15 protein-coding genes are annotated in these 20,881 nt (G+C 48.0%); 11 read left to right on the top strand and 4 right to left on the bottom strand.

Features of this window, described 5'->3' with window-relative positions:
* Nucleotides 1-31: 31 nt before the first annotated feature.
* Both ACN0TF_RS11305 and ACN0TF_RS11300 read right to left on the bottom strand, forming a co-directional pair.
* On the bottom strand, nucleotides 32-1,300 hold the full coding sequence (locus ACN0TF_RS11305; protein ID WP_417442011.1) for an O-acetylhomoserine aminocarboxypropyltransferase/cysteine synthase family protein: 1,269 nt from the start codon (nucleotides 1,298-1,300) through the stop codon (nucleotides 32-34).
* The gene (locus ACN0TF_RS11300) at nucleotides 1,297-2,205 is read right to left on the bottom strand and encodes an alpha/beta fold hydrolase (protein ID WP_417442010.1); all 909 of its coding nucleotides are present in this window, start codon (nucleotides 2,203-2,205) and stop codon (nucleotides 1,297-1,299) included. Before ACN0TF_RS11300 ends, ACN0TF_RS11305 begins: the two co-directional genes overlap by 4 nt.
* A 151-nt stretch (nucleotides 2,206-2,356) precedes the next feature.
* Here ACN0TF_RS11300 and xseA point away from each other — a divergent pair, with 151 nt between their 5' ends.
* From xseA to ACN0TF_RS11280, 4 genes are all read left to right on the top strand, one after another.
* Complete coding sequence (gene xseA, locus ACN0TF_RS11295) at nucleotides 2,357-3,667, top strand: exodeoxyribonuclease VII large subunit (RefSeq protein WP_417442009.1); 1,311 nt, start codon at nucleotides 2,357-2,359, stop codon at nucleotides 3,665-3,667.
* Nucleotides 3,668-3,742: 75 nt separating this feature from the next.
* Nucleotides 3,743-5,050, top strand: coding sequence for an alkaline phosphatase (locus ACN0TF_RS11290; protein ID WP_417442008.1), 1,308 nt, complete (start codon nucleotides 3,743-3,745; stop codon nucleotides 5,048-5,050).
* Between the two features lie 124 nt (nucleotides 5,051-5,174).
* The gene (gene ppk1 / locus ACN0TF_RS11285) at nucleotides 5,175-7,262 is read left to right on the top strand and encodes a polyphosphate kinase 1 (protein WP_417442007.1); all 2,088 of its coding nucleotides are present in this window, start codon (nucleotides 5,175-5,177) and stop codon (nucleotides 7,260-7,262) included.
* Nucleotides 7,237-8,748, top strand: a complete 1,512-nt coding sequence (locus ACN0TF_RS11280) for an exopolyphosphatase (RefSeq protein WP_417442006.1) — start codon at nucleotides 7,237-7,239, stop codon at nucleotides 8,746-8,748. The genes ppk1 and ACN0TF_RS11280 overlap by 26 nt, the downstream gene beginning before the upstream one ends.
* Nucleotides 8,749-8,805: 57 nt before the next feature.
* Here the strand turns inward: ACN0TF_RS11280 and ACN0TF_RS11275 are convergent, their stop codons facing one another.
* Nucleotides 8,806-10,005: a DcaP family trimeric outer membrane transporter gene (locus ACN0TF_RS11275; RefSeq protein ID WP_417442005.1), complete on the bottom strand. Its 1,200-nt coding sequence runs from the start codon at nucleotides 10,003-10,005 to the stop codon at nucleotides 8,806-8,808.
* Between the two features lie 185 nt (nucleotides 10,006-10,190).
* On the opposite strand from ACN0TF_RS11275, the gene acs reads away from it, so the two are divergent.
* Genes acs through ACN0TF_RS11240 form a run of 7 tightly spaced genes read left to right on the top strand, consistent with a single transcriptional unit; the run spans nucleotide 10,191 to nucleotide 19,684 of the window.
* The gene (gene acs, locus ACN0TF_RS11270) at nucleotides 10,191-12,131 is read left to right on the top strand and encodes an acetate--CoA ligase (protein ID WP_417442004.1); all 1,941 of its coding nucleotides are present in this window, start codon (nucleotides 10,191-10,193) and stop codon (nucleotides 12,129-12,131) included.
* A gap of 21 nt (nucleotides 12,132-12,152) precedes the next feature.
* Nucleotides 12,153-12,785 (top strand): response regulator transcription factor, encoded by a 633-nt coding sequence (locus ACN0TF_RS11265; RefSeq protein ID WP_417442003.1) that lies wholly within the window; start codon nucleotides 12,153-12,155, stop codon nucleotides 12,783-12,785.
* Nucleotides 12,782-16,255, top strand: coding sequence for a PAS-domain containing protein (locus ACN0TF_RS11260; RefSeq protein ID WP_417442002.1), 3,474 nt, complete (start codon nucleotides 12,782-12,784; stop codon nucleotides 16,253-16,255). Before ACN0TF_RS11265 ends, ACN0TF_RS11260 begins: the two co-directional genes overlap by 4 nt.
* Nucleotides 16,252-17,253 carry a UDP-N-acetylmuramate dehydrogenase gene (gene murB, locus ACN0TF_RS11255; RefSeq protein WP_417442001.1) on the top strand — a complete coding sequence of 334 codons (1,002 nt, stop codon included), beginning with the start codon at nucleotides 16,252-16,254 and terminating at the stop codon, nucleotides 17,251-17,253. Before ACN0TF_RS11260 ends, murB begins: the two co-directional genes overlap by 4 nt.
* Entirely contained in the window at nucleotides 17,250-18,245 is a 996-nt protein-coding gene (gene birA, locus ACN0TF_RS11250) for a bifunctional biotin--[acetyl-CoA-carboxylase] ligase/biotin operon repressor BirA (protein ID WP_417442000.1), read from the top strand. The genes murB and birA overlap by 4 nt, the downstream gene beginning before the upstream one ends.
* The gene (locus tag ACN0TF_RS11245; RefSeq protein WP_417441999.1) at nucleotides 18,232-19,020 is read left to right on the top strand and encodes a type III pantothenate kinase; all 789 of its coding nucleotides are present in this window, start codon (nucleotides 18,232-18,234) and stop codon (nucleotides 19,018-19,020) included. The genes birA and ACN0TF_RS11245 overlap by 14 nt, the downstream gene beginning before the upstream one ends.
* Nucleotides 19,021-19,057: 37 nt before the next feature.
* Nucleotides 19,058-19,684: a tetratricopeptide repeat protein gene (locus ACN0TF_RS11240; protein ID WP_417441998.1), complete on the top strand. Its 627-nt coding sequence runs from the start codon at nucleotides 19,058-19,060 to the stop codon at nucleotides 19,682-19,684.
* A 52-nt stretch (nucleotides 19,685-19,736) separates the two neighbouring features.
* Here ACN0TF_RS11240 and nspC read toward each other — a convergent pair whose 3' ends face one another.
* Nucleotides 19,737-20,870 carry a carboxynorspermidine decarboxylase gene (gene nspC / locus ACN0TF_RS11235; protein WP_417441997.1) on the bottom strand — a complete coding sequence of 378 codons (1,134 nt, stop codon included), beginning with the start codon at nucleotides 20,868-20,870 and terminating at the stop codon, nucleotides 19,737-19,739.
* Nucleotides 20,871-20,881 lie beyond the last annotated feature (11 nt).

Here is a 20,881-nt window from a genome sequence, read left to right as displayed (position 1 = left end):
ACTTTATAACAGTGGCCTTTTTTATGGGTGCTTAAGCGAGTGCCTGAAAGATATCGGCAATAATGTCTTCCGCATTTTCAATGCCAATACATAAACGAATAGCTTCTGGTTTTACGCCAACCGAGGCCTGTTCTTCAGCAGACAGCTGGCGGTGAGTTGTCGAAGCCGGATGGCAGGCCAGTGACTTTGCATCGCCAATATTGACCAGCCGTTTAAACAGCTTCAGCTTATCGTAAAACGCAACGCCAGCATCGTAGCCGCCTTTAACGCCAAAAGTTAACAGCGACGCAGGAACCCCATTTTGAATATACTTTTTCGCTCGCTCGTAGTTAGTGTGCTCTGGCAGCGCCGCAAAGTTTACCCAGTCTACGCCAGGGTGCGACTGTAAGTATTCAGCCACTTTCAGTGCGTTTTCGCAGTGGCGCTCAATACGCAAAGGTAAAGTCTCTAAACCCTGCAGTAACAGGAAGGCGTTAAAGGGTGACAAGCAAGCACCGGTATTACGCAAAGCGACAGTACGAACGCGGGCTATGAAAGCCGCCGGACCAAAAGCGTCGGTATATACTACGCCGTGATAAGCCGGTTCCGGTGAGCTAAACTGAGGAAAGCGTTGTTTTTGCTTAACCCAGTCAAACCGTCCGCTATCGACTATTAATCCGCCAACTGAATTGCCATGACCCCCAATATATTTGGTCAGTGAATGCACCACGATGTCAGCGCCAAAATCAATGGGTTTGCAAAGTATCGGTGTAGCAACCGTGTTGTCCACGACCAGTGGAACGCCATGTTGGTGGGAGACCTCAGCATAGCCTTCTAAATCGGCGATGTTTCCCGCCGGGTTGCCAATACTCTCACAGAATACCGCCTTAGTTTTATCGTCTATAAGTTTGCCTATGTCTTCCGCTTTATCCGATTTAGCAAAACGGACTTCAATGCCAAATGAAGGCAACATATGCCGGAAGAGTGTGTAGGTTCCGCCGTAGAGTTGTGGTGTCGTTACTATGTTATCGCCCTGACTGGCAAGGGTAATTAATGCGTATTCAATAGCTGCCATGCCTGAGGCTACGGCTAGGGACGCCACGCCGTGCTCAAGCTCTGCTACACGCTTCTCCAGAACATCGTTGGTGGGGTTCATTATGCGCGTGTAAATATTTCCCTCAACCGCCAAATCAAACAGGTCAGCGCCATGCTGTGCGTTATCAAACTCGTAAGAAACGGTTTGGTAAATGGGAGTAGCTACTGACTTAGTCGTTGGGTCAGTTTCATAGCCATGGTGTATGGCCAGCGTTTCGTCTTTCATACGGACTCCAGTTCAGATTCAGTTAAAAAATGCGTTAAAGCCGATTGGTATTGTTCAACATTCTTGATAAAACCATCGTGGCCGAACGGCGTTTCAATAGTGACCCGTCCAAATAGGTTGGGAAGCAAGTTTTCCAGTTCATTAACTAGGCTAGGCGGTGCAATGGCGTCGTTGTTAAAGTCGACTAGCTGTACTTTTGCCTGCACGCGGGTTGGGTCAATGGCGTAATCGTTGAGTATCGGCGTAAGGTGCGTAAATAAGCTGCGGCAGCCATTACCGTTTTGCTTCAACAGTTTTTCGCCCTGATACAGTAAGTATTCAAAGGCATCGTCCCCATGGTTAAAACGTTGTTCGAATTCTTCGGCGGTACGGTAACTCAGAATTGCCAGCGCGCGTGCCAGAATAATGCCTGACTGTTTATCATCGCATCGTTGAATGAGCGCCTGTTGAAAATAGCGTAATAAAGCGGAATGCACTGACGGTTTGTGAGCCGCTCCAATAGCACTTAAACGTGGTAATTCAGTTGCGTGATCAGCGGCATACTGCAGTCCCAGAACGCCACCAAAAGATCCCCCGATCCACGCCTGTAGGTTGTCGGTTTCCTGTTTAAGTGCGTGTCGTATGGCTTCACTGTGTTGCTGTACTGTTAAAGGTACGGACGGACACTCTGAGCCTCCTATTCCTCCGGGGTAGTCGAAGCTGATGATTTGCACATCATTCAGCTCGGAAAAGAGCGGATGCAGCGACTGCCACCAGCCACTCTCATCAGGCTTCCAGATTAGGCCACTGGCACTGATCCCGCCCTGAACAACAACGACCGGCTTGTCAGGATCGCCATAGCGATAACCTTTAAGACGTGCGAACGGCGTGTCTGCATAAAAACTGCGGGCAACTGGCTTAACCATAGTTAACCTCAATATTCTGAGTGAGGTTTTGACTGTAATAAATAGATATCAGGACGTCAAGACATTTAGACGTCTAAATTGAGTGGGTTTATTTCGCTGCCAGCGGAATATGGTATGATTTATTTTTCATTTCGAAACAAGAGTGATGCCCATGGTGTATTCGGTCAGCCAGTTAAATACTGAGATTCGACAGCTGTTAGAGCAGGGCTTTGGTCAAATAAGCCTGGTTGGAGAAATCTCAAATTTTGCCGCACCGGGTTCAGGGCACTGGTATTTCACTTTAAAAGACGAGCGGGCTCAGGTTCGCTGTGCCATGTTCCGCAATGCGAATCAGCGCGCAAAGGTTCGGCCGCAAAATGGTATGCAGGTACTGGTAAGAGCCAAAGTCACGGTTTACGAACCGCGGGGCGACTATCAACTGATTATTGAGCAGGTTGAAGATGCCGGTCAGGGGCTTTTACAGCAGCGTTATGAGCAACTAAAAGAGAAATTGTCCGCTGAAGGATTATTTGCGCCAGAACGTAAACGCTTACTACCCGACCACATTCGAAAAGTCGGCGTGCTGACCTCACCCACGGGTGCTGCTATCAAAGACATACTGGCGGTGATGAAACGCCGGGACCCCGGCGTCGAAGTGGTTATTTATCCGAGTGCGGTACAGGGAGAGGCAGCCGTTCCGCAGTTGCACGCTATGTTAAAAACGGCATTTGAGCGTAATGAAGTGGATGTACTATTAGTCAGCCGTGGCGGTGGCTCTCTGGAAGACTTGTGGTGTTTTAACGATGAGACTTTTGCGCGTCTTTTGGCAACAGCGCCCATGCCAACTATTAGCGCTGTCGGGCATGAAATTGACTTCACTATTGCCGATTTTGTTGCTGATGTCCGCGCGCCGACACCGTCCGCAGCCGCTGAGTTAGTCACCAGAGACCAACAGCAACAACAGCAAAAAGCGCAGGCATTGCAGCAGCGATTAGGTCTGGCGCAGCAAAGATTGGTGCAGCGTTTACAGCAGCGTTGGCAGTTTTTACAAACCCGGCTGCAACAGCAGCACCCGCAACGACAGTTGCAACAACAGTCGCAGTTGGCCGATGAACTGCAAGCCAGAGCTAACCGGGCTTTACAGAACCGTCTGGCGCGACAGAAGCAGCAAGTGTCTTATTTACACGGCCGCCTGCAGGCAATGCATCCGCAAAAAGAGTTACAGCGTTTGCAGCAAAAACTTCAGACGCAGCAGCAACGGTTACCGCAGGTTATGCAACGAGTCATAAAAGACAAACGAACTCACCAGCAACAGTTGATGCAGGCTCTGAACCTTGTTAGTCCTTTGAATACCCTGGAAAGGGGCTACGCTATTGTCCGTACAGAAAAGGGCGATGTTGTTCGTAGCGAGAAGCAAGTGGCTGTGGGTGAATCAATAGAAGTTCGTCTGGCTGACGGTAATATTACCGCTAAACGGCAATGATTCTGCGGCTATTGTCATATTCCTGACATTCGCGCTTTGGTATACTGGTTAGGTTATTCACAAAGGAGTCGTGGTATGAAACTCAAAGCATTGGCAGCCGGTATTGGACTGGCTTTGGCATCAACAATGGTGCAGGCAGAAGAACAGAAACCCAATATTATTTATATTATTGGTGACGGTATGGGGTTTGAATATATTAGCGCGTACCGTTATGCCATGTCTGATTTAGACAGCAAAACTATTGCTAAAACTGAGTTTGATGCCATGCTGAAAGGCGCAGCAACAACCTATCCTGATGATAATACCTGGGTTACTGACTCAGCTGCGGGGGCAACCGCTCTGGCCACAGGCGTTAAAAGTTACAACGGCGCTATTGCGGTCGATTCAGATAAATACCCACTGCAGAGCATCATGGAACTGGCTCGTGAAAATGGCTGGTCAACTGGCTCGGTATCCACATCACAAGTTAATCATGCAACACCGGCATCATTCTTTACCCACCATCCATCGCGTTACGAATACAACCAAATAGCAGATAAAATTGCGACTCAGGTGGTTGAGGGTAAGCCGTCTTTTGATGTGATGCTAGGTGGCGGCCAAAGCTATTTTAACCGTGACGACAAAAACTGGCTGGATGTATTGCCGGAGCACGGCATGCAGGTAGTAACCGATATGCAAAAGCTGAATTCTGTTGAGACTACGCCTGTGATGGGACTTTTTGCAGAAAAAGGTCTGCCTTTTGCTATTGATGGCGATGTTGATGCGTTGGCCAATATGACACGTACAGCTTTGCGCTTATTAGATAAAAAGCAGCAGCCGTTTGCTTTAATGATTGAAGGCAGCGAAATTGACTGGTGTGGTCATGCTAATGACATCGCTTGTGCCGTACACGAAATGGACGGACTAAACCGCGCATTGAAAGTGGTGAGTGAATACCGCGAAAAGAACCCCAATACCTTAATTGTTATGACCGCTGACCACTCAACTGGTGGCCTGACAATAGGGCGTGACGGCGAGTATGCCTGGCACTCTGACCGAGTTATGAAAATTGAAAGCTCTATTGCTTCCATGAGTAAGGAAATGCTGACCATGGATACGTATAGCTGGGCGAAGTATGTAGCCGACAAAGTTAACTTTGAGCTGACTCAGGAGTATCTTGATGAGCTTGCGATTGCCGCTGAAAAAGAGGGTGAAGAGCAGCAAGAAGCTCTACATCAGGCGTTGGTCTATATAACGGGCGATATTACCGGGACTGGCTGGACAACCAGTGGACACACCGGCGTTGATGTTCCTGTCTTCGCCGACGGTCCATACAGCGAGAATTTCGGTGGCTATATGGACAATACTGATATTGGCAAACAGCTAATAAAAGTCGTTAAATAGTTCCTCTTTATAAGTTCCTTCCGACAGTCGCGTTTTATAACGCGACTGTCATATTACTGTCATAAAAATACAGCCCGAGTACGCTAGGCTAGTCGCATGATGTATCTGTTGCCATGTCTACGCTATGAAATTTTTTAATAAAGAACTAAGCTGGCTTTCCTTTAATGAACGAGTGTTGCAAGAAGCTGCTGACAGCACGGTTCCGGCAATTGAACGAATTCGTTTTCTCGGAATTTTTTCCAGTAATATGGATGAGTTCTTTCAGGTGCGTGTGGCTGACGTAAAGCGCCGTATTTTCTTTAGCCAGGCGACAGAAGAGCGTGAACAATATGAGCAGCTGATGGCACAGCTGCAAAAAAAGGTTGTGTTGCTGCAAAAACGTTTTGATGAAGTACTGGAAGAAGTTTTAGAAACCTTAAGAAAAAGTGGTATTTCGCTACTAAGCATTGACCAGTTGAACGAAGAAGAAAAGCAAAGGCTTAAGCGCTTTTTCACGGAAAAAGTACAGCGTTTTATTGTGCCTATATGGGTCAATGGTAAAGGAAACCTTTCTAATATTATCCGTGAAGATGAAACCTACCTTTGTGTTGAAATTATTAACGCTGATGGCAAACAGTATGCGCTGTTGGAAGTGCCTTCTGATCAGATGGATCGCTTTATTAAGTTGCCTGCCAAGGGGCGCAGTAAGAAGCACAAGCTTTTGTTTTTAGATGACGTTCTGCAATTGAATTTAGAAGTATTGTTTAAGGGAATTATTCCGTTTAAGCAACTGCGGGCTTTTTCGTTTAAGACCACGAGGGACGCGGAATACCGCCCTTCAGATGATATTGAGCAAAGCTTGCTTGAACGTATGGAAGAAGGTTTAAAGCAACGAGTAAAAGCTGACCCTGTACGTTTAGTTTACGATCGCGCAATGCCAGAAGAAATGCTGGCCTTTCTAAGTGAAAAGCTGCAGCTAACTCAGTTTGATTCCTTTGTAGCTGGCGGCCGTTATCGTAACACACGAGATTTCGTTAAGTTTCCGCACTTAGGTAAAAAGTCACTGACACACAAAGCTCTGCCTGCATTGTTTCACCCAAAGTTCTCGCACTTTGATAATGTATTCGATGCCATTCAGAAAGCCGATATCGCGCTGTATTACCCGTACCATAGATTTTCGCATTTTACGGAGTTTGTCCGGCAGGCCGCTTACGACCCTAAAGTTACCCGAATCTCAATGTGTATTTATCGTGTGGCGCCTAACTCTCGGGTGGTCCGCTCGTTGATGGATGCGGTACAAAACGGTAAACATGTGACTGTTATGGTTGAGCTTCAGGCTCGGTTCGATGAAGAAGCAAACATTGAATGGGCAAAGGAATTAACCGAGTCAGGTGTCCGTGTCAGTTTCGGCATCCACGGTCTTAAGGTGCACTCTAAGCTGGTGCTGATTCATCGCAATGAAGGGAATCTTGACCGGCGTTACGCGGTAATTGGAACCGGGAACTTTCACGAGGGAACGGCACAAATTTATACCGATTTTAGTTTATTTACCTGTCAGCCAGATATTTGTACCGATGTTGAATCGGTATTTCATTATCTTGAGCAACCTTACCGGGCACATAAGTTTCGTCATTTAATGGTGGCACCGGTAAATATGCGCCAGAGAATAAATGATCTTATCGAGTTCGAGATAGATCAGGCTAAAGCCGGTAAACCTGCAGAACTGCTTTTTAAAGTGAATAACTTAGAAGACGAAAGCCTAATTGTGCAACTTTATCGAGCGTCGCGTGCCGGTGTTAAAATTCGGGGGATAGTGCGGGGCATGTGTTCTTTGCGTCCGGGAATTGAAAACCTCAGCGAGAATATTGAAATTCGCAGTATTGTTGACCGCTACCTGGAGCATGCCAGGGTGTATATTTTTGAGCATGCTGGTAAGAAAGAAGTCTTTATTGCCTCGGCCGACTTAATGACCCGTAACTTAGACCATCGTGTCGAAGTTGCCGCGCCCATCTATGATGATGAGGTGAAAACTGATATTTTGAAAATTATAAACTTGCAGTGGCAGGATAAAGCGAAGTCACGCTTTATTGATGCGGAGCAACAGAATAAATACTGTTTTGAGTCGGATAGACTGGCTCCTAAAGGCCGCTCGCTGGTGCCTTCACAAGTCGCTATTCATCGATATCTTAAGCGACGTAAGAGAGATTATGAAAGCCAACAAAAAGACCGCTAACAATGACCCAAAGCAATTTGCTGCTTTGGATATCGGCTCCAACAGTTTTCATTTAATTATCGCGCGTTTAGTCGAAGGTCAGCTGCAGCCTATTTTCAAATTCAAGCAACCCGTGCAACTGGGAGAAGGTCTCTCTAATCGCCATCTGAGTGACGCTGCGGTTTACCGTGGTATTGAAGCGCTCCGGCAATGCGCTTTCCGGCTGGAGGGTTTCCATCGCGATACCGTGAAAGTTGTAGCTACACACACATTACGTAAAGCTAAGAATCGTAAGCGATTTTTGGCAGAAGCTGCCAAAGTGCTACCGTTTCCTATCGAAGTTATTTCAGGCCGGGAAGAAGCCCGGTTAATTTTTCGTGGCGTAGCAGAAACCAGTTCTGAATCTACCGGTTCTCAGCTGGTTATTGATATTGGCGGAGGCAGTACTGAGTTCGCTATTGGAAAAAATCGCCAACCGAAGTTCCTAAGTTCCCGAAGTATTGGAAGCCTGGCTTTTTCAAAAGAGTTTTTCTCATCAGGGAAAATCACCCCCAAACGTTTTGATAAGGCGGTTGTATCGGCTCGTCAGCATGTTGAGCCTATAGCGAATTATTTGGCTGAGCACCCGGTAGAAAGTGTTTTCGGTACGTCGGGAACCATCAAGGCTATTTTCCAATGGATTGTGAAGCGCGATGGCGAGCAACCTTTGGGTATAACGTATTCCCAGCTTCAGGGATGCCGGAGTGACCTTATTGCCGCTGAGTCGATAAAAAAACTGAATAAAGAATGGGTCTCGCCAGAGCGCAGGGAATCTATTGCGGGCGGTGTTGCGGTACTCTTGGGCATTTTCGAAGAACTGGGAATTGAGCGTCTGGTTCCTCACGACTCCGCGCTAAGAGAAGGCGTTTTGTATGAACTGGCAGGCGAAGTCTTGCTGCACCAGGACGCACGGGAACGCACCATTAACAGTTTGGCGCAACGTTACTCGGTTGATTCGGCTCAAGCCGAGCGGGTGTTATCTACGGTGCAGCAGATTTGGGGCGGTGTAGCTGAAAGCTGGGGACTCACTGGACAAGATTTGGAAGTGTTATTAGAAGGTGCGGCTAAGTTACATGAGGTCGGGCTAAGCATTAGTGCCAGTGGTGTACAAAAGCATTCTGGTTATATTTTAGCTCATGCTTATATGCCCGGGTTTAATGCCGAAGAACAGCGGTTCTTATCAACTATTGTTCGGTACTTTCGTAAAAAAATACAAACCGCAGAGTTCCCGGATCTGATTCTGTTTAGCCAAAATCAGCTCATTAAAATGCTGATAATTATGCGTCTGGGCGTTATTTTAAACAGCGATAGACAAAACTCGATTTCATTGGAAGAGGCGATTATTGAAGACGGAGCGTTGAAACTGCAACTGAAAGGTTCAGCGAAAGAGGATTCAGTACTTACGATGCAACTTGAGTCCGAGGCCAACGTTATGCAGAAATTAGGTTACGAACTGGTGGTCTGCTGAAAACAGCAGGCGCACAAAGTAAAATCGCTCTTTGTGCGCCCGTATTTCTTTTATTGATTAAAACTTATACATAGCCATTAATTGCAGGCGGTTTAAATCACCGTCAACATTGGCTTCAGTTTCACGGTTCGCTTGTGAAATTTCAGCACCAAAAGTCAGGTTAGACGCTGGTGAATACATCAGGTTAAACGCAAGACGCTGAGTGTATTCAGTGTAAGCCCCTGGGTTGACCGACGCGAGTAACTCTCCATCAGTATCTGCCCAGCCACGCGAGTAAACGACGTTGGAACGTAATTTCTCAGTCCAGAAGTGACGGTAAGCAAACGAAATGCCGGTTGAATCAATGGCTTCAAGTTCACCATTGCTGTCAATATAGGCGCCGTTCCAGGTGTTAAGACCTAAGTAGCGGCCTAAGCCAGAACCTGTGGTGATTGATGCACGAATGTCGTCCATGCCGAAGGTGTATTTAGCGCCAAGGCTGACACCATAACCAAAGGTGGTTTCGTCATCGCCAGTTTGTGGAACATCGTAAGCCAGCTGGCGTAAAAGTGCTGATGCCTGCCAGGTTAAGTTGTCTGTCTTACCGGTGTATTTAAAGGTTACATCCGGAACAAAACCATCGCTGGAAACAATCCGTCCACCCTGAGCCGCAACGCCGCCGGCTCTGGTCTCTGTAACCGTTGTTTCAGGGTTTTCGATAGAGGCACTAAAACCGCCTGAGGTGTAACGAATCTGAGCCTGACGAACGAAGATGATACCGTCGGTGATACCGATGAAATCGACAGATTCAGCCAGAACGTTTAGATCCTGAAAGTTTGACCAGGTTTGACCAAAAGTCCACTTTCCGTATTTAAGAAAAGCCTGACGCAGACGCGGGTTGTATGAGTTTGAAATACGCTCGTCACCATCAGGAGTTAACTGAAAGTCCATTTCAATATGGCCGGTCAGTGTTTCGCCATTATCTAATTCGGTTTTGCTGGTCAGGAAGAAGCGCGACTGGCGAGCGTGAAAGTCTGTAGTCAGGTCATCGCCGTCACCACCAACTGGCGTGATGCTTGGGATGTACTGTTGACGTCCAATGTTCGCGCTTGCGGGTGCTTGCCCATCGGCGTAATCAGATACCAACATATCCAGTTTTACGTAACCGCCGAAATCGATATCTGTCTGGTCAGCCTGAGCGCCTAAGCTCATAACACCCAGAACAGCAGCGCTTGCCGCTGTTAAGGTGAATTTTTTTGCGGTACTTGCTTTAGCCATGGTGTTCTCCCCTGTAAGCCAAATATTCATTTTTTGATTGTGCACTTTTTAGTCATGCCAAGTATAAACGCTGTTAATTCTCGTTAACTGGTCAATTTTTATCAATCTAGACTATGGTCTAATAGTGTTTAAGCCCTTTAAAACGTACAACAGATACCATCTTGCGAATTAAGGAGGAAGAGGTAATGTCGCAACTCTATTCAGTTCCTGAACACATTAAAGCAAAAGCCAAAATCGATAATGACGGTTACAAAAAACTTTACCAACAGTCTATAGACGATCCTGAAGGGTTTTGGAGTGAACACGGGCAGCGTATTACTTGGTTCACACCCTACAACAAAGTAAAAAATACCAGTTTCGAATCAGGAAAAGTCAGCGTCAAGTGGTACGAAGACGGCACTTTAAACGCTTGTTATAACTGTGTCGACCGCCATCTTGCGAATAAAGCAGATAAAACTGCGATTATCTGGGAAGGCGACGACCCTAGTGTAGACAAACACATCACTTATCGCGAGCTACATAAAGAGGTATCCCGTTTTGCTAATGGCCTGAAAAAATTAGGTATTGGTAAAGGTGACCGCGTCGCGATTTATATGCCCATGGTACCGGAAGCGGCTTACGCCATGTTGGCTTGCGCTCGCATTGGTGCGGTTCACTCGGTGATTTTTGGTGGCTTTTCACCTAATGCCATCGCTGACCGTATTAACGACTGTCAGGCAAAAGCCATTATTACCGCCGATGAAGGCCGTCGTGGTGGTGGTACCATTGGTTTGAAAGCCAATGTTGATAAAGCCTTAGCCGACGATGCCTGTCCAACGCTCGAGCACAGCATTGTATGCCGTGTAACAGAGGGTGATGTTGGCTGGACTGAGGGCCGTGATGTTTGGTGGCACGAGCTGGTTGGCAACGTCAGCGACGAGTGTCAGGCAGAAGTGATGAACGCCGAAGACCCGCTTTTCATTCTCTATACTTCAGGTTCAACTGGCAAACCTAAAGGGGTTGTGCATACCACTGGTGGTTATATGGTGTACGCCTCAATGACCCACGAGTATGTTTTCGACTATCAGGAAGACGAGGTCTACTGGTGTGCGGCCGATGTCGGCTGGATTACAGGCCATTCTTACATTGTCTACGGGCCATTGGCTAATGGCGCAACCACTCTGATGTTTGAAGGTGTTCCGACTTACCCTGGCGTGGGTCGTATTGGCGAAATTGTCGATAAACACAAAGTGAATATTCTTTATACGGCACCAACGGCTATCCGTGCGTTAATGGCTAAAGGCGACGAAGCGGCCAAAACCTCGACTCGTGAAAGCTTACGTATTCTGGGGAGTGTTGGTGAACCAATTAACCCTGAAGCATGGGAGTGGTATCACCGCGCTATTGGTAACGGCAAATGCCCTATTATGGATACCTGGTGGCAGACCGAGAACGGCGGTATTTTGATTACTCCTCTGCCGGGCGCAACTGATTTGAAACCAGGGTCTGCGACTCGTCCTTTCTTTGGTATTCAGCCCGCGCTGGTTGATAGCGAAGGTAATATCCAGGAAGGTGAAGCCGAAGGTGGCTTGGTTATTAAAGACTCCTGGCCGGGTCAAATGCGCACATTATGGGGTGACCATGAGCGCTTTGAGCAAACCTACTTCTCTACCTTTAAAGGTATGTATTTTAGTGGCGACGGCGCACGCCGCGATGCCGACGGTTATTACTGGATAACGGGCCGTATGGATGACGTACTGAACGTATCAGGACACCGTTTGGGTACCGCCGAAATTGAAAGCGCTCTGGTTGCACATAAATCTGTAGCTGAAGCGGCTGTGGTAGGGTATCCGCATGACTTAAAAGGTCAGGGTATTTACGTTTATGTTACTCCGGTTGAAGGTGTTGAAGTTACTGATGAGCTGACTAAAGAAGTTCGCAACTGGGTTCGCTCCGAGCTTAGCCCAATAGCAACTCCAGATTTAATTCACTGGACTACAGGATTACCGAAAACCCGTTCCGGTAAAATTATGCGTCGTATTCTGCGTAAAATTGCCGCTAATGAGTACGAAAACCTCGGTGACACCTCTACGCTTGCCGATCCAAGTGTGGTAGATTCTTTGATAGAGAATCGAATGAATAAATAATGTCACTTAATCTGGAATCTCATGGCGAAATTTTTAATCGCAGATGACCACCCATTGTTTCGCGAGGCGTTGCAAGGCGCTCTCGCGAATCACTTTTCTGAGCTTACCTTACGCGAAGCTGAAGACTTAGACTCGACTCTGGCTGCGCTGAATAAAGACGACGATGTCGATTTATTGTTGCTGGATTTACATATGCCCGGCAGTGGTGATTTGTATGGTCTTATTCGTGTCAGAGAAGACTACCCACTGCTTCCCGTTGCCATCATCTCCGGTAGTGAGGATTCCTCCATTGTGGCTAAGTGCATTGGCTTTGGGGCGTTGGGCTTTATTCCAAAGTCATTACCCTCGGCCGAAATAGCCGAAGCGATAGACACCATCCTGCAGGGTGACACTTGGGTTCCGAAAGAAAACAGAGAACGTCTCGATGTGATTTCGGACGAAGATCAGCAACTTGCGCAAAAGGTTTCGGAGCTTACCCCACAGCAATATCGGGTTTTGCACTTTCTTCATGAAGGTTTGCTGAACAAACAAATTGCCTATCAACTGGGCATTACTGAAGCAACAGTCAAAGCACACATTACGGCAATTTTTCGCAAACTGGGAGTGTACAGTCGTACCCAGGCAGTTTTGGTGGCTGAACGTCTGCAATTATGACCTGGTTACTGATATTTGCCTCGCTGGCTTATGTGATTTTCCTCTTCGCAGTTGCCACCTGGGGCGACCGTTTAGGCTCGTGGGCGAATAAAATCAGTCACAAGCCAGTTGTCTACTCTATGTCGCTGGCCATCTACTGCACGTCCTGGACGTATTACGGCGCTGTGGGTAATGCAGCAGTTGACGGTTGGGCGTTCTTTCCTATTTTGCTCGGGCCAATTTTGCTGTTCCTGTTTGGTATCCGAATTCTGGAAAAGCTGGTTTCGGTTAGTAAACAACAAAATATTACTTCAATAGCCGACTTTATTTCTTCCCGCTTTGGTAAACGCCGCCGGCTTGCCGTGGCTGTTACCGCCATTGCTGCCGTTGCTATTATTCCTTACATTGCGCTTCAGTTAAAAGCTGTGGGCATTAGCTTTGCGGTTCTGACTGAAAGCTCTGGAGTGATGGCACAGTTTTCGATAAAAGAACTGGGTGCTGCTGCGCTAATGGCAATTTTTGCTATGTTGTTTGGTACCCGTCACGTCGAAGTCACTGAATATCGCAGTGGCATGATACTGGCTATTGCTGTTGAGTCGATGATAAAACTGGTCGCATTGCTGGCAGCTGGTGTTTTTGCCTGGTTCCTGATTCAGGGAGACGCGCAATCGGACTTATTCAGTTCATTCAATGACGTAACGAAGCCTCAGTGGTCATTTGCAGCCTTTGGCGAGTTTGAGTTCATTGTACAAACCCTAATGGCGGCCGGGGCAATTTTGTGTTTACCCAGACAGTTTCATGTGGCGGTAGTGGACAATGTTGATGTCCGGCATTTACGCACGGCGCGTTGGGGCTTTCCTCTGTATCTGGCGCTGACCGCTGCCGCAATTGTCCCCATTGCTATTGCAGGAACTTTCTATTTGTCAGCAACCACCGACGGTTCAACGTTTGCGCTGCAACTGCCGTTACTCAAAGACCAGCTTTGGTTATCACTGGTTATTTTTATTGGTGGTATATCCGCAGCAACAGCCATGGTGATTATCGCGTCTGTTACTTTGAGTACTATGATAACCAACGACGTTATCATGCCTATTTTGCTGCAGCGCGAGTCGCGTTTGCCGCTAAAACATCGGCGTCGTGAATACGACCGGGCCTTACTATTAATTCGCCGTGTGGCTATTGCCGTTACTATGGTGCTGTCGTTCTTATGTTATTACTTCTGGGCAGCCCGGACTAACTTAGTCAGTATTGGTTTGTTGGCTTTCTCGCTGGTGTTGCAGTTGTTGCCGGCATTGCTTGCCGCACTTTACTGGCGTAAAGGACATGCACGGGGTGTTTACGCCGGGTTGGCTGCAGGTTCCGTCGGTTGGGTTTTAGCGGTACTAATACCACTTTACACCGACTTGCAACTGACCGATGTGGAAATAATAACCCGCGGTACTGTGGTTTCTTTAGCCTTAAATTGCTTCGGGTTCATTGTATTTTCATTGTTGGCAAAACCACGTCTGGTTGATCGTATTCAGGCAACGGCTTTTGTTAAACCCCGAGCCGCTTTACCCGACTTGCATTTCAACAAAAACGACAGTGCTACCAATGCCGATATGTTGTTGCTGTTAAGGACCTTTTTAGGGGCGGAACGGGCTCAGCAGTTAATGCAGTATTATCAGCGTCCGGAAAACACTGAGCTTCCGCTGGAAGGTGTGGCTGAAAAAACCTTTATCAGTTTTGTGGAAAGAGCGATAGCTGGTGTACTTGGCTCTGCCACGGCGCGCTCTCTTGTCGATGCTGCACTGCGCGATAAGCAGCTAAATTTAGAAGAAGTTGTTCACTTCTTTGACGATACAACGCAAGCTCTGCAAACCCAGCAATCCATTCTGTTTAGCTCACTGGAGAATCTGGCTCAGGGCATTAGTGTTGTCGATGCAGAGCTGAGACTGGTGGCCTGGAATAAACGCTATATGGATCTATTCCAGTACCCTGAGGGCATGGTGAAGCCCGGACAGCCCATAGCGACCCTTATTCGCTATAACGCAGAGCGCGGAGAATGTGGTCCTGGTGACGTTGACGAGTTGGTTAATAAGCGTTTGCGTTATATGCAGCTGGGGTCGCCACACCGTTTTATTCGTCGTCGCGCCGATGGCCGGGTTATAGAAATGGTAGGGAACCCTTTGCCGACCGGAGGCTTCGTTACCAGCTTTACCGACATTACGTCGCACGTTGAAACCCAACAGGCGCTGGAAGATGCCAATATTGACCTGGAGCAGCGAGTTGACGTTCGGACTCAGGAAATACGCGAGATAAACCAGGAGCTGACGGCGGAAATAGACAGGCGCCGACAAGTTGAGGAAGAGCTGAAAAAAGCCAAGGCTGAAGCGGAAGCAGCTAATGCTTCTAAAACCCGTTTTCTGGCGCTGGCCAGTCATGATATTTTGCAGCCTCTTAATGCGGCGCGTTTGTACCTTTCTGCAGTTCAGGAGAAAGAACTTTCGGAGCGGAACTTGTCTTTGGTTGGCAAACTGGATACCGCGCTTGGGTCAACTGAGCATTTACTCTCTACCTTATTGTCGATAGCAAAAATGGATCAGGGGGCTTTAAAACCGCAGTTCCGACATGTACAACTTAGCTCATTACTGGAGCCTCTGGTTGAAGAATATGCGGTGCTGGCCGAGCAGCGGAAGCTGGATTTTCGTGCGTTTTATAAAGACAGGCCAGTGTACACCGACCCAACTTATTTGCGCCGAATTGTGCAGAACTTTTTATCTAATGCCATAAAATACACCCAAAGGGGGAGTGTGCTGTTGGGCGTGCGCAAGCGCGGAGATGAGCTTCAGATAGCCGTGTGGGATACCGGGCCGGGCATTGCGGCTCAGCAGCAAAATAAGGTATTTGATGCATTTTATCGAGTACAGAACCAAACCGTAGATGGTGTAGGCCTTGGACTAAGTGTCGCGCAACGTATGGGTGAGCAGTTAAACTGTGACGTACAGGTTGAGTCGGTTGAAGGTAAAGGCTCGTGTTTTTCGGTACGAGTGCCGTTAGGCAATGCCGCTCAGGTTGTCAGCCGACCGAAGAAACAACTGGAAGATGCTTTATCTGATCCTTTACAGCTTATTGTGGTCGATGACGACAATGAAAATTTAAGCGCGTTGAGTGCGTTGTTGAATAAGTGGGGATGTGAAGCGCTGACCTTTAATCGTTATAGCAAAGCTTTAGCCTATGCCAAGGCTCACAGCCAGAGTAAAGCGCCGCACGGACTGTTATTAGATTATCAGTTAGGTGACGGTGACGGCTTGCAGTTGGCGCAGGAATTACGTGATATTTGGCAGCAACAGATACCGGCCGCTTTGGTGACAGCTATGCGCGATGATGCCGTGAAGCAGGCAGCCCGCAAAAGCGGCCTGCAGTTTTTACCTAAACCGGCTAAACCTGCCGCATTAAAAGCATTTTTAAAATACATTAGCACCCGAAAGGCGGGAGGAGCCAGAAGTTGATAGAGCTTGCCGAGCGACACACATTTAAACTCCCGGCAAAATGCCGTTCGTTAATTGAACTGAAAAGTAGCGATGACGTCGAGGATTTAGCATTTGAGGAACCTTATTATTTGCTTGGTGAGGGCAGTAACACCTTATTTGTTGATAACTTCTATGGAACCGTCATTTGCAATCGGCTACTGGGTGTCTGCATTGAAGAACAGGAAAGCTCGTATTTAATTACTTCCGCAGCAGGAGAGAATTGGCATAACTTTGTTGCTGACTTACGCGCAAGAAGTATCGACGGGCTGGAGAACTTAGCGCTAATTCCGGGCTCAGTCGGTGCCGCTCCGGTGCAAAATATTGGGGCTTATGGGGTCGAGGTGGCAACCTTTATTGAGCAGGTAACCGCCTGGGACATTAAAGAAAAGTGCTGGGTTTCTATGAACAGAGAAGCCTGCCAATTCGCATATCGCGACAGTGTATTCAAGCAACACCCTGGCCGTTGGTTGATAACTTCGGTGGTGTTTCGGTTGCCCAAAGACTGGCAGCCGGTTACTCACTATGCTCCGTTAAACCAGCTTCAGGGGCATGTGAGTGCTCAGAAAATTTTCGATACGGTTGTGGAAGTGCGTCAGAAAAAATTGCCGGACCCAAAAGTTATACCCAATGCCGGCAGCTTTTTTAAAAACCCTGTTATTACCCAAGCGCAGCTTGATGAGCTGTTGCAGAAATGGCCGGGCATGGTCTATTTCCCGGTAGCCGATAACCAAGTGAAAGTGGCGGCGGGTTGGCTTATTGAGCATTTAGGTCTGAAGTCAGCGTTTGTCGGTGATGCTGCTGTTAACCCGCAACAGGCATTGGTACTGATTAATAAAGCACAGGCCACGGGCAGTGATATTACGCAACTGGCACTGAAAATTATGAAACAAGTGGCGGATGCCAGTGGCATTATGCTGGAACCTGAAGTTCGTCTGGTCGGCCAACATGGTCTTGTGCAGTTGGCGGTAGAGAAATGAAGCAGGCAGAACGTCTTGATCAGTTAATTACTTTACTGGCTAATGGTGAGTTTCATTCCGGGCAGGCTATTGGTGAGTCTCTGGCTATATCCCGGGCTGCGGTAAACCAACACATTCACAAACTTGAAGAGCTTGGGCTTGAGCTGTTTTCGGTAACTGGTCGTGGCTATAAGCTTGCCCGGCCGATAGAGCTTTTGCAGGCCGGGGTTATTGAAAAGGAAAGCCCGGAAAAGTGGCGGCAGTCGCCGGGGTTTGAAGTGAAGTCGGTGGTTGATTCCAGTAACGACCGGGTTAAAGAGTTGGCCAAAGAAGGGCCTTTAGAAGCGGGGTTTTCTATTTTCGCCGAAGCTCAGACCGCCGGACGCGGGCGTCGTGGGAAAAAATGGATTTCGCCCTTTGGCAATAACCTTTACTTTAGTGTGTACTGGCCTTTAGATGACGGTATTCATGGCGCCATGGGGTTAAGCCTTGCGGCCGGGGTCGCCTTAGCGGAATGTTTTACCGACCTGGGTATTGAAGGCGTTAGCGTAAAATGGCCTAACGATGTTTACATTGGCGGGAAGAAAGTGACCGGAATACTGGTCGACCTTGAAACCTCGCCTGAAGGCGCTGCGCACAGCATTATTGGTATTGGCATTAATTTAACCATGCCAGAGCATGTTGGTGCGAGCATTGATCAGGCCTGGACGGATCTGAACTCCGAATTGCCGCGGCCAATGTCGCGTAATCATATTGCGGCGCAGGTACGTGCCTCTGTGCTGTCGGCTTTACAGCAATACGAACAACACGGGCTGGCTGCTTTTCAGCAAAGCTGGCGCCGATACGACTGCTTTTTGGATAAGCCGGTGAAGCTCATTATGGGGCAAAGAGTTTGTTTAGGAACCTGTCGTGGAATCGACGAAAATGGTGCGTTACTGGTAGAAGATGAGCAGGGCGTACGTCGTTATTTTGGTGGTGAAGTTTCATTGAGGGCGCAAGATGCTACTAATTGATGCGGGCAATACCCGCAGCAAGTTTGCATGGTGGGATGCTGACACCGATAAAATAGAGATTCTGGGAGCTATTTCTCATCAAAGCTGGCTAAACGATTTAAGTCAGCCGCTAAAAGATTTGCTTCTTGAGGTTATTAGCGGCTGTCAGCTAAAACGCGAACAACAGGCCATTGGTTGCAGTGTGGCCGCTGTTCAGGTGATGGATACGTTAAATAGCTCGCTGGCAGAACTGGGTATAAAAGTTTTCTGGCAAAAAACCAGAGCACAGCAAGCAGGGGTTACTAATGGTTACACTAAAGAACCAGAGCGCCTCGGCTCGGACCGCTGGATGGCGTTACTCGGTTGTCATGAGCAAGTGAAACAGAACGCACTGATTGTTGATGCGGGTACTGCACTAACCATTGACTGGTTAATGGCTGATGGCCGTCATCTTGGCGGCTGGATTGTTCCCGGACGACAGTTAATGCTAAATGCCCTGGGTCAGGGTACGGCTAATTTAAAGGGCATTACGGTAAACGATATTGAGCGTGATGGTTTAGCTGCCGGGCTGGATACTTTTGACGGTATTACCCAAGGGGCTGAAGCGGCTTTAACCGGTGCTATTGCACAAGCGATTCAGTTGTCCGGACGTTATTTTTCCGATCAGCCTTTTGATGTGGTGGTTACCGGTGGTGACAGTGAACATTTGATGCGAACGTTATCGGTTGAATTTTGTCGTTATGACGATTTGTTGTTTAAGGGTTTGCGACTCTGTGCCGATAACCTAAACAGTTAAGCTTTTAGGCATATTCAGAGAGACCACAGGCAACTTTATGAAGATAGTCATTCCAATGCTGATTGCTGTAGCCGGATTGACCGCTATACACAAGGCTCAGGCGCAGGACGTTGAAGCGGTACAGTTATATTCAGACGCGGAACTGGTTGAGATGTTTGCAACTAATGCGCATCTGAAACGAGTACGCGATACCGATCGCTGCCAGTTGGCACAGGATATTGAAGCTCAGGCCGAGCTTGAGCGCCGACCGACTTATCAGTTTCTTTATGGCGACATGATGGCCTGGGGCGTGTGTTATGACCGTGACCCTGAACTTGGCCTGCTGTATATGGAGAAAGCAGCTCAGCATGGCTTACTGGAGGCTCTGGAGCAGTTAGGGCGCTATTACCACGAAGGTGTTTTGGTTCAGAAAGACATCGAGCGTGCCATTTTGTACCTTCGTGAAGCCGCATCGTTAGGAAATTTGCCTGCGCAACGACGCTTTGCCGATATTCTGCTGGCCGATGAAGGCAGCCCTTATGATTATGAAAAAGCTTATCATTGGCTGCATAATTCAATTACAGCTGATAAGCGGACTTATGCGGATATTGAACAGAAGCTTGCAAAGCTGGCTGAGAGAATGCCACCTTCGGTGGTTGAGAAAGCAAAAAGGCCACTTGATTAGAGTATATAGGACTAAGTGGCCTTTGATTTGAACTGCGAAAGCTTATCTGTGTTTAAGACAAGCGATTGCGGAAATCTTCGTAACTAAATTGTCGTACACAATCAAACTGACCATTTTCCCGCAAAATACCAATGGCTGGGTGTTGAACACCGTTAAAGAAAGACGTTTTCACCATGGTGTAGTGCATCATGTCTTCAAAAACTAAGCGGTCACCGACAGCCAGCGGCTGATCAAAACTGTACTCACCGATAACATCACCGGCTAAACAACTGTTGCCACCTAAGCGATAGCTGAAGGCTTTTTCCGCTGGCAAACCGGCTCCGGTAATGACCGGGCGATAAGGCATTTCCAGTACGTCCGGCATATGTGCGGTAGCTGAAATGTCGAGTAAAGCGATTTGCCCCTGGTTCTCAACAATATCCACCACTTCACAGACCAGCGGGCCCGTTTGCCAGGCAACGGCAGAGCCGGGTTCCAGTATCACTTGCAGGTCGTAGGTCTCGCGCAGGCGCTTTAACTGCTTTATCAGGTGATCAACATCGTAGCCCTGACGTGTCATGAGATGCCCGCCACCCAGATTCAACCATTTCATTTGCTTTAGCTGTTCGCCAAAACGGTTTTCCACGGCTTCCAGCGTGCGTTCCAGCGCAAAAGAGTCGCACTCGCACAGGTTATGCACGTGCAAACCTTCAACGCCAGTTAAGTCCTGTTGCTTAAGCTCGCTGGCGCGAATACCCAGACGAGAGCCCGGTGCGCTGGGATCATAAAGCTCAGTTTCAGCTTCCTGATGCTCCGGGTTAATACGCAGGCCAACGGAAACTCCGGCATCAGCTGTCTGTTCACGGTACTTGTGCCATTGAGAGATACTGTTGAAAGACAAGTGATTCACTAACGGCAGCAGTTCGTCGATGTCTTCTTGTTTATAAGCTGGCGCATAAGCATGAACTTCGCGCGAAAATTCCTCCGCTGCCAGCTTTGCCTCCCAGACAGAGCTGGCTGTGCAGCCTTTAAGATACTGTCGAATAAGCGGAAAAGCTGACCACATGGCATAGCCTTTCAGTGCCAGAATAATGTCGGCACCACTTTGCTCCTGTACCTTTTGCATCAGCTCAAGGTTTTTGCGTAGCAGCTTTTCGTCCAGCACATAGCAAGGAGACGGAATGTCCGGCGATGTATATTGACTCATGCGTTGTCTTC

Source organism: Idiomarina sp. (assembly GCF_048265525.1).
Taxonomy (GTDB): domain Bacteria; phylum Pseudomonadota; class Gammaproteobacteria; order Enterobacterales; family Alteromonadaceae; genus Idiomarina.
Note: the sequence above shows the minus strand (reverse complement) of the source record. Positions and strands in the feature narration are given on the sequence as shown.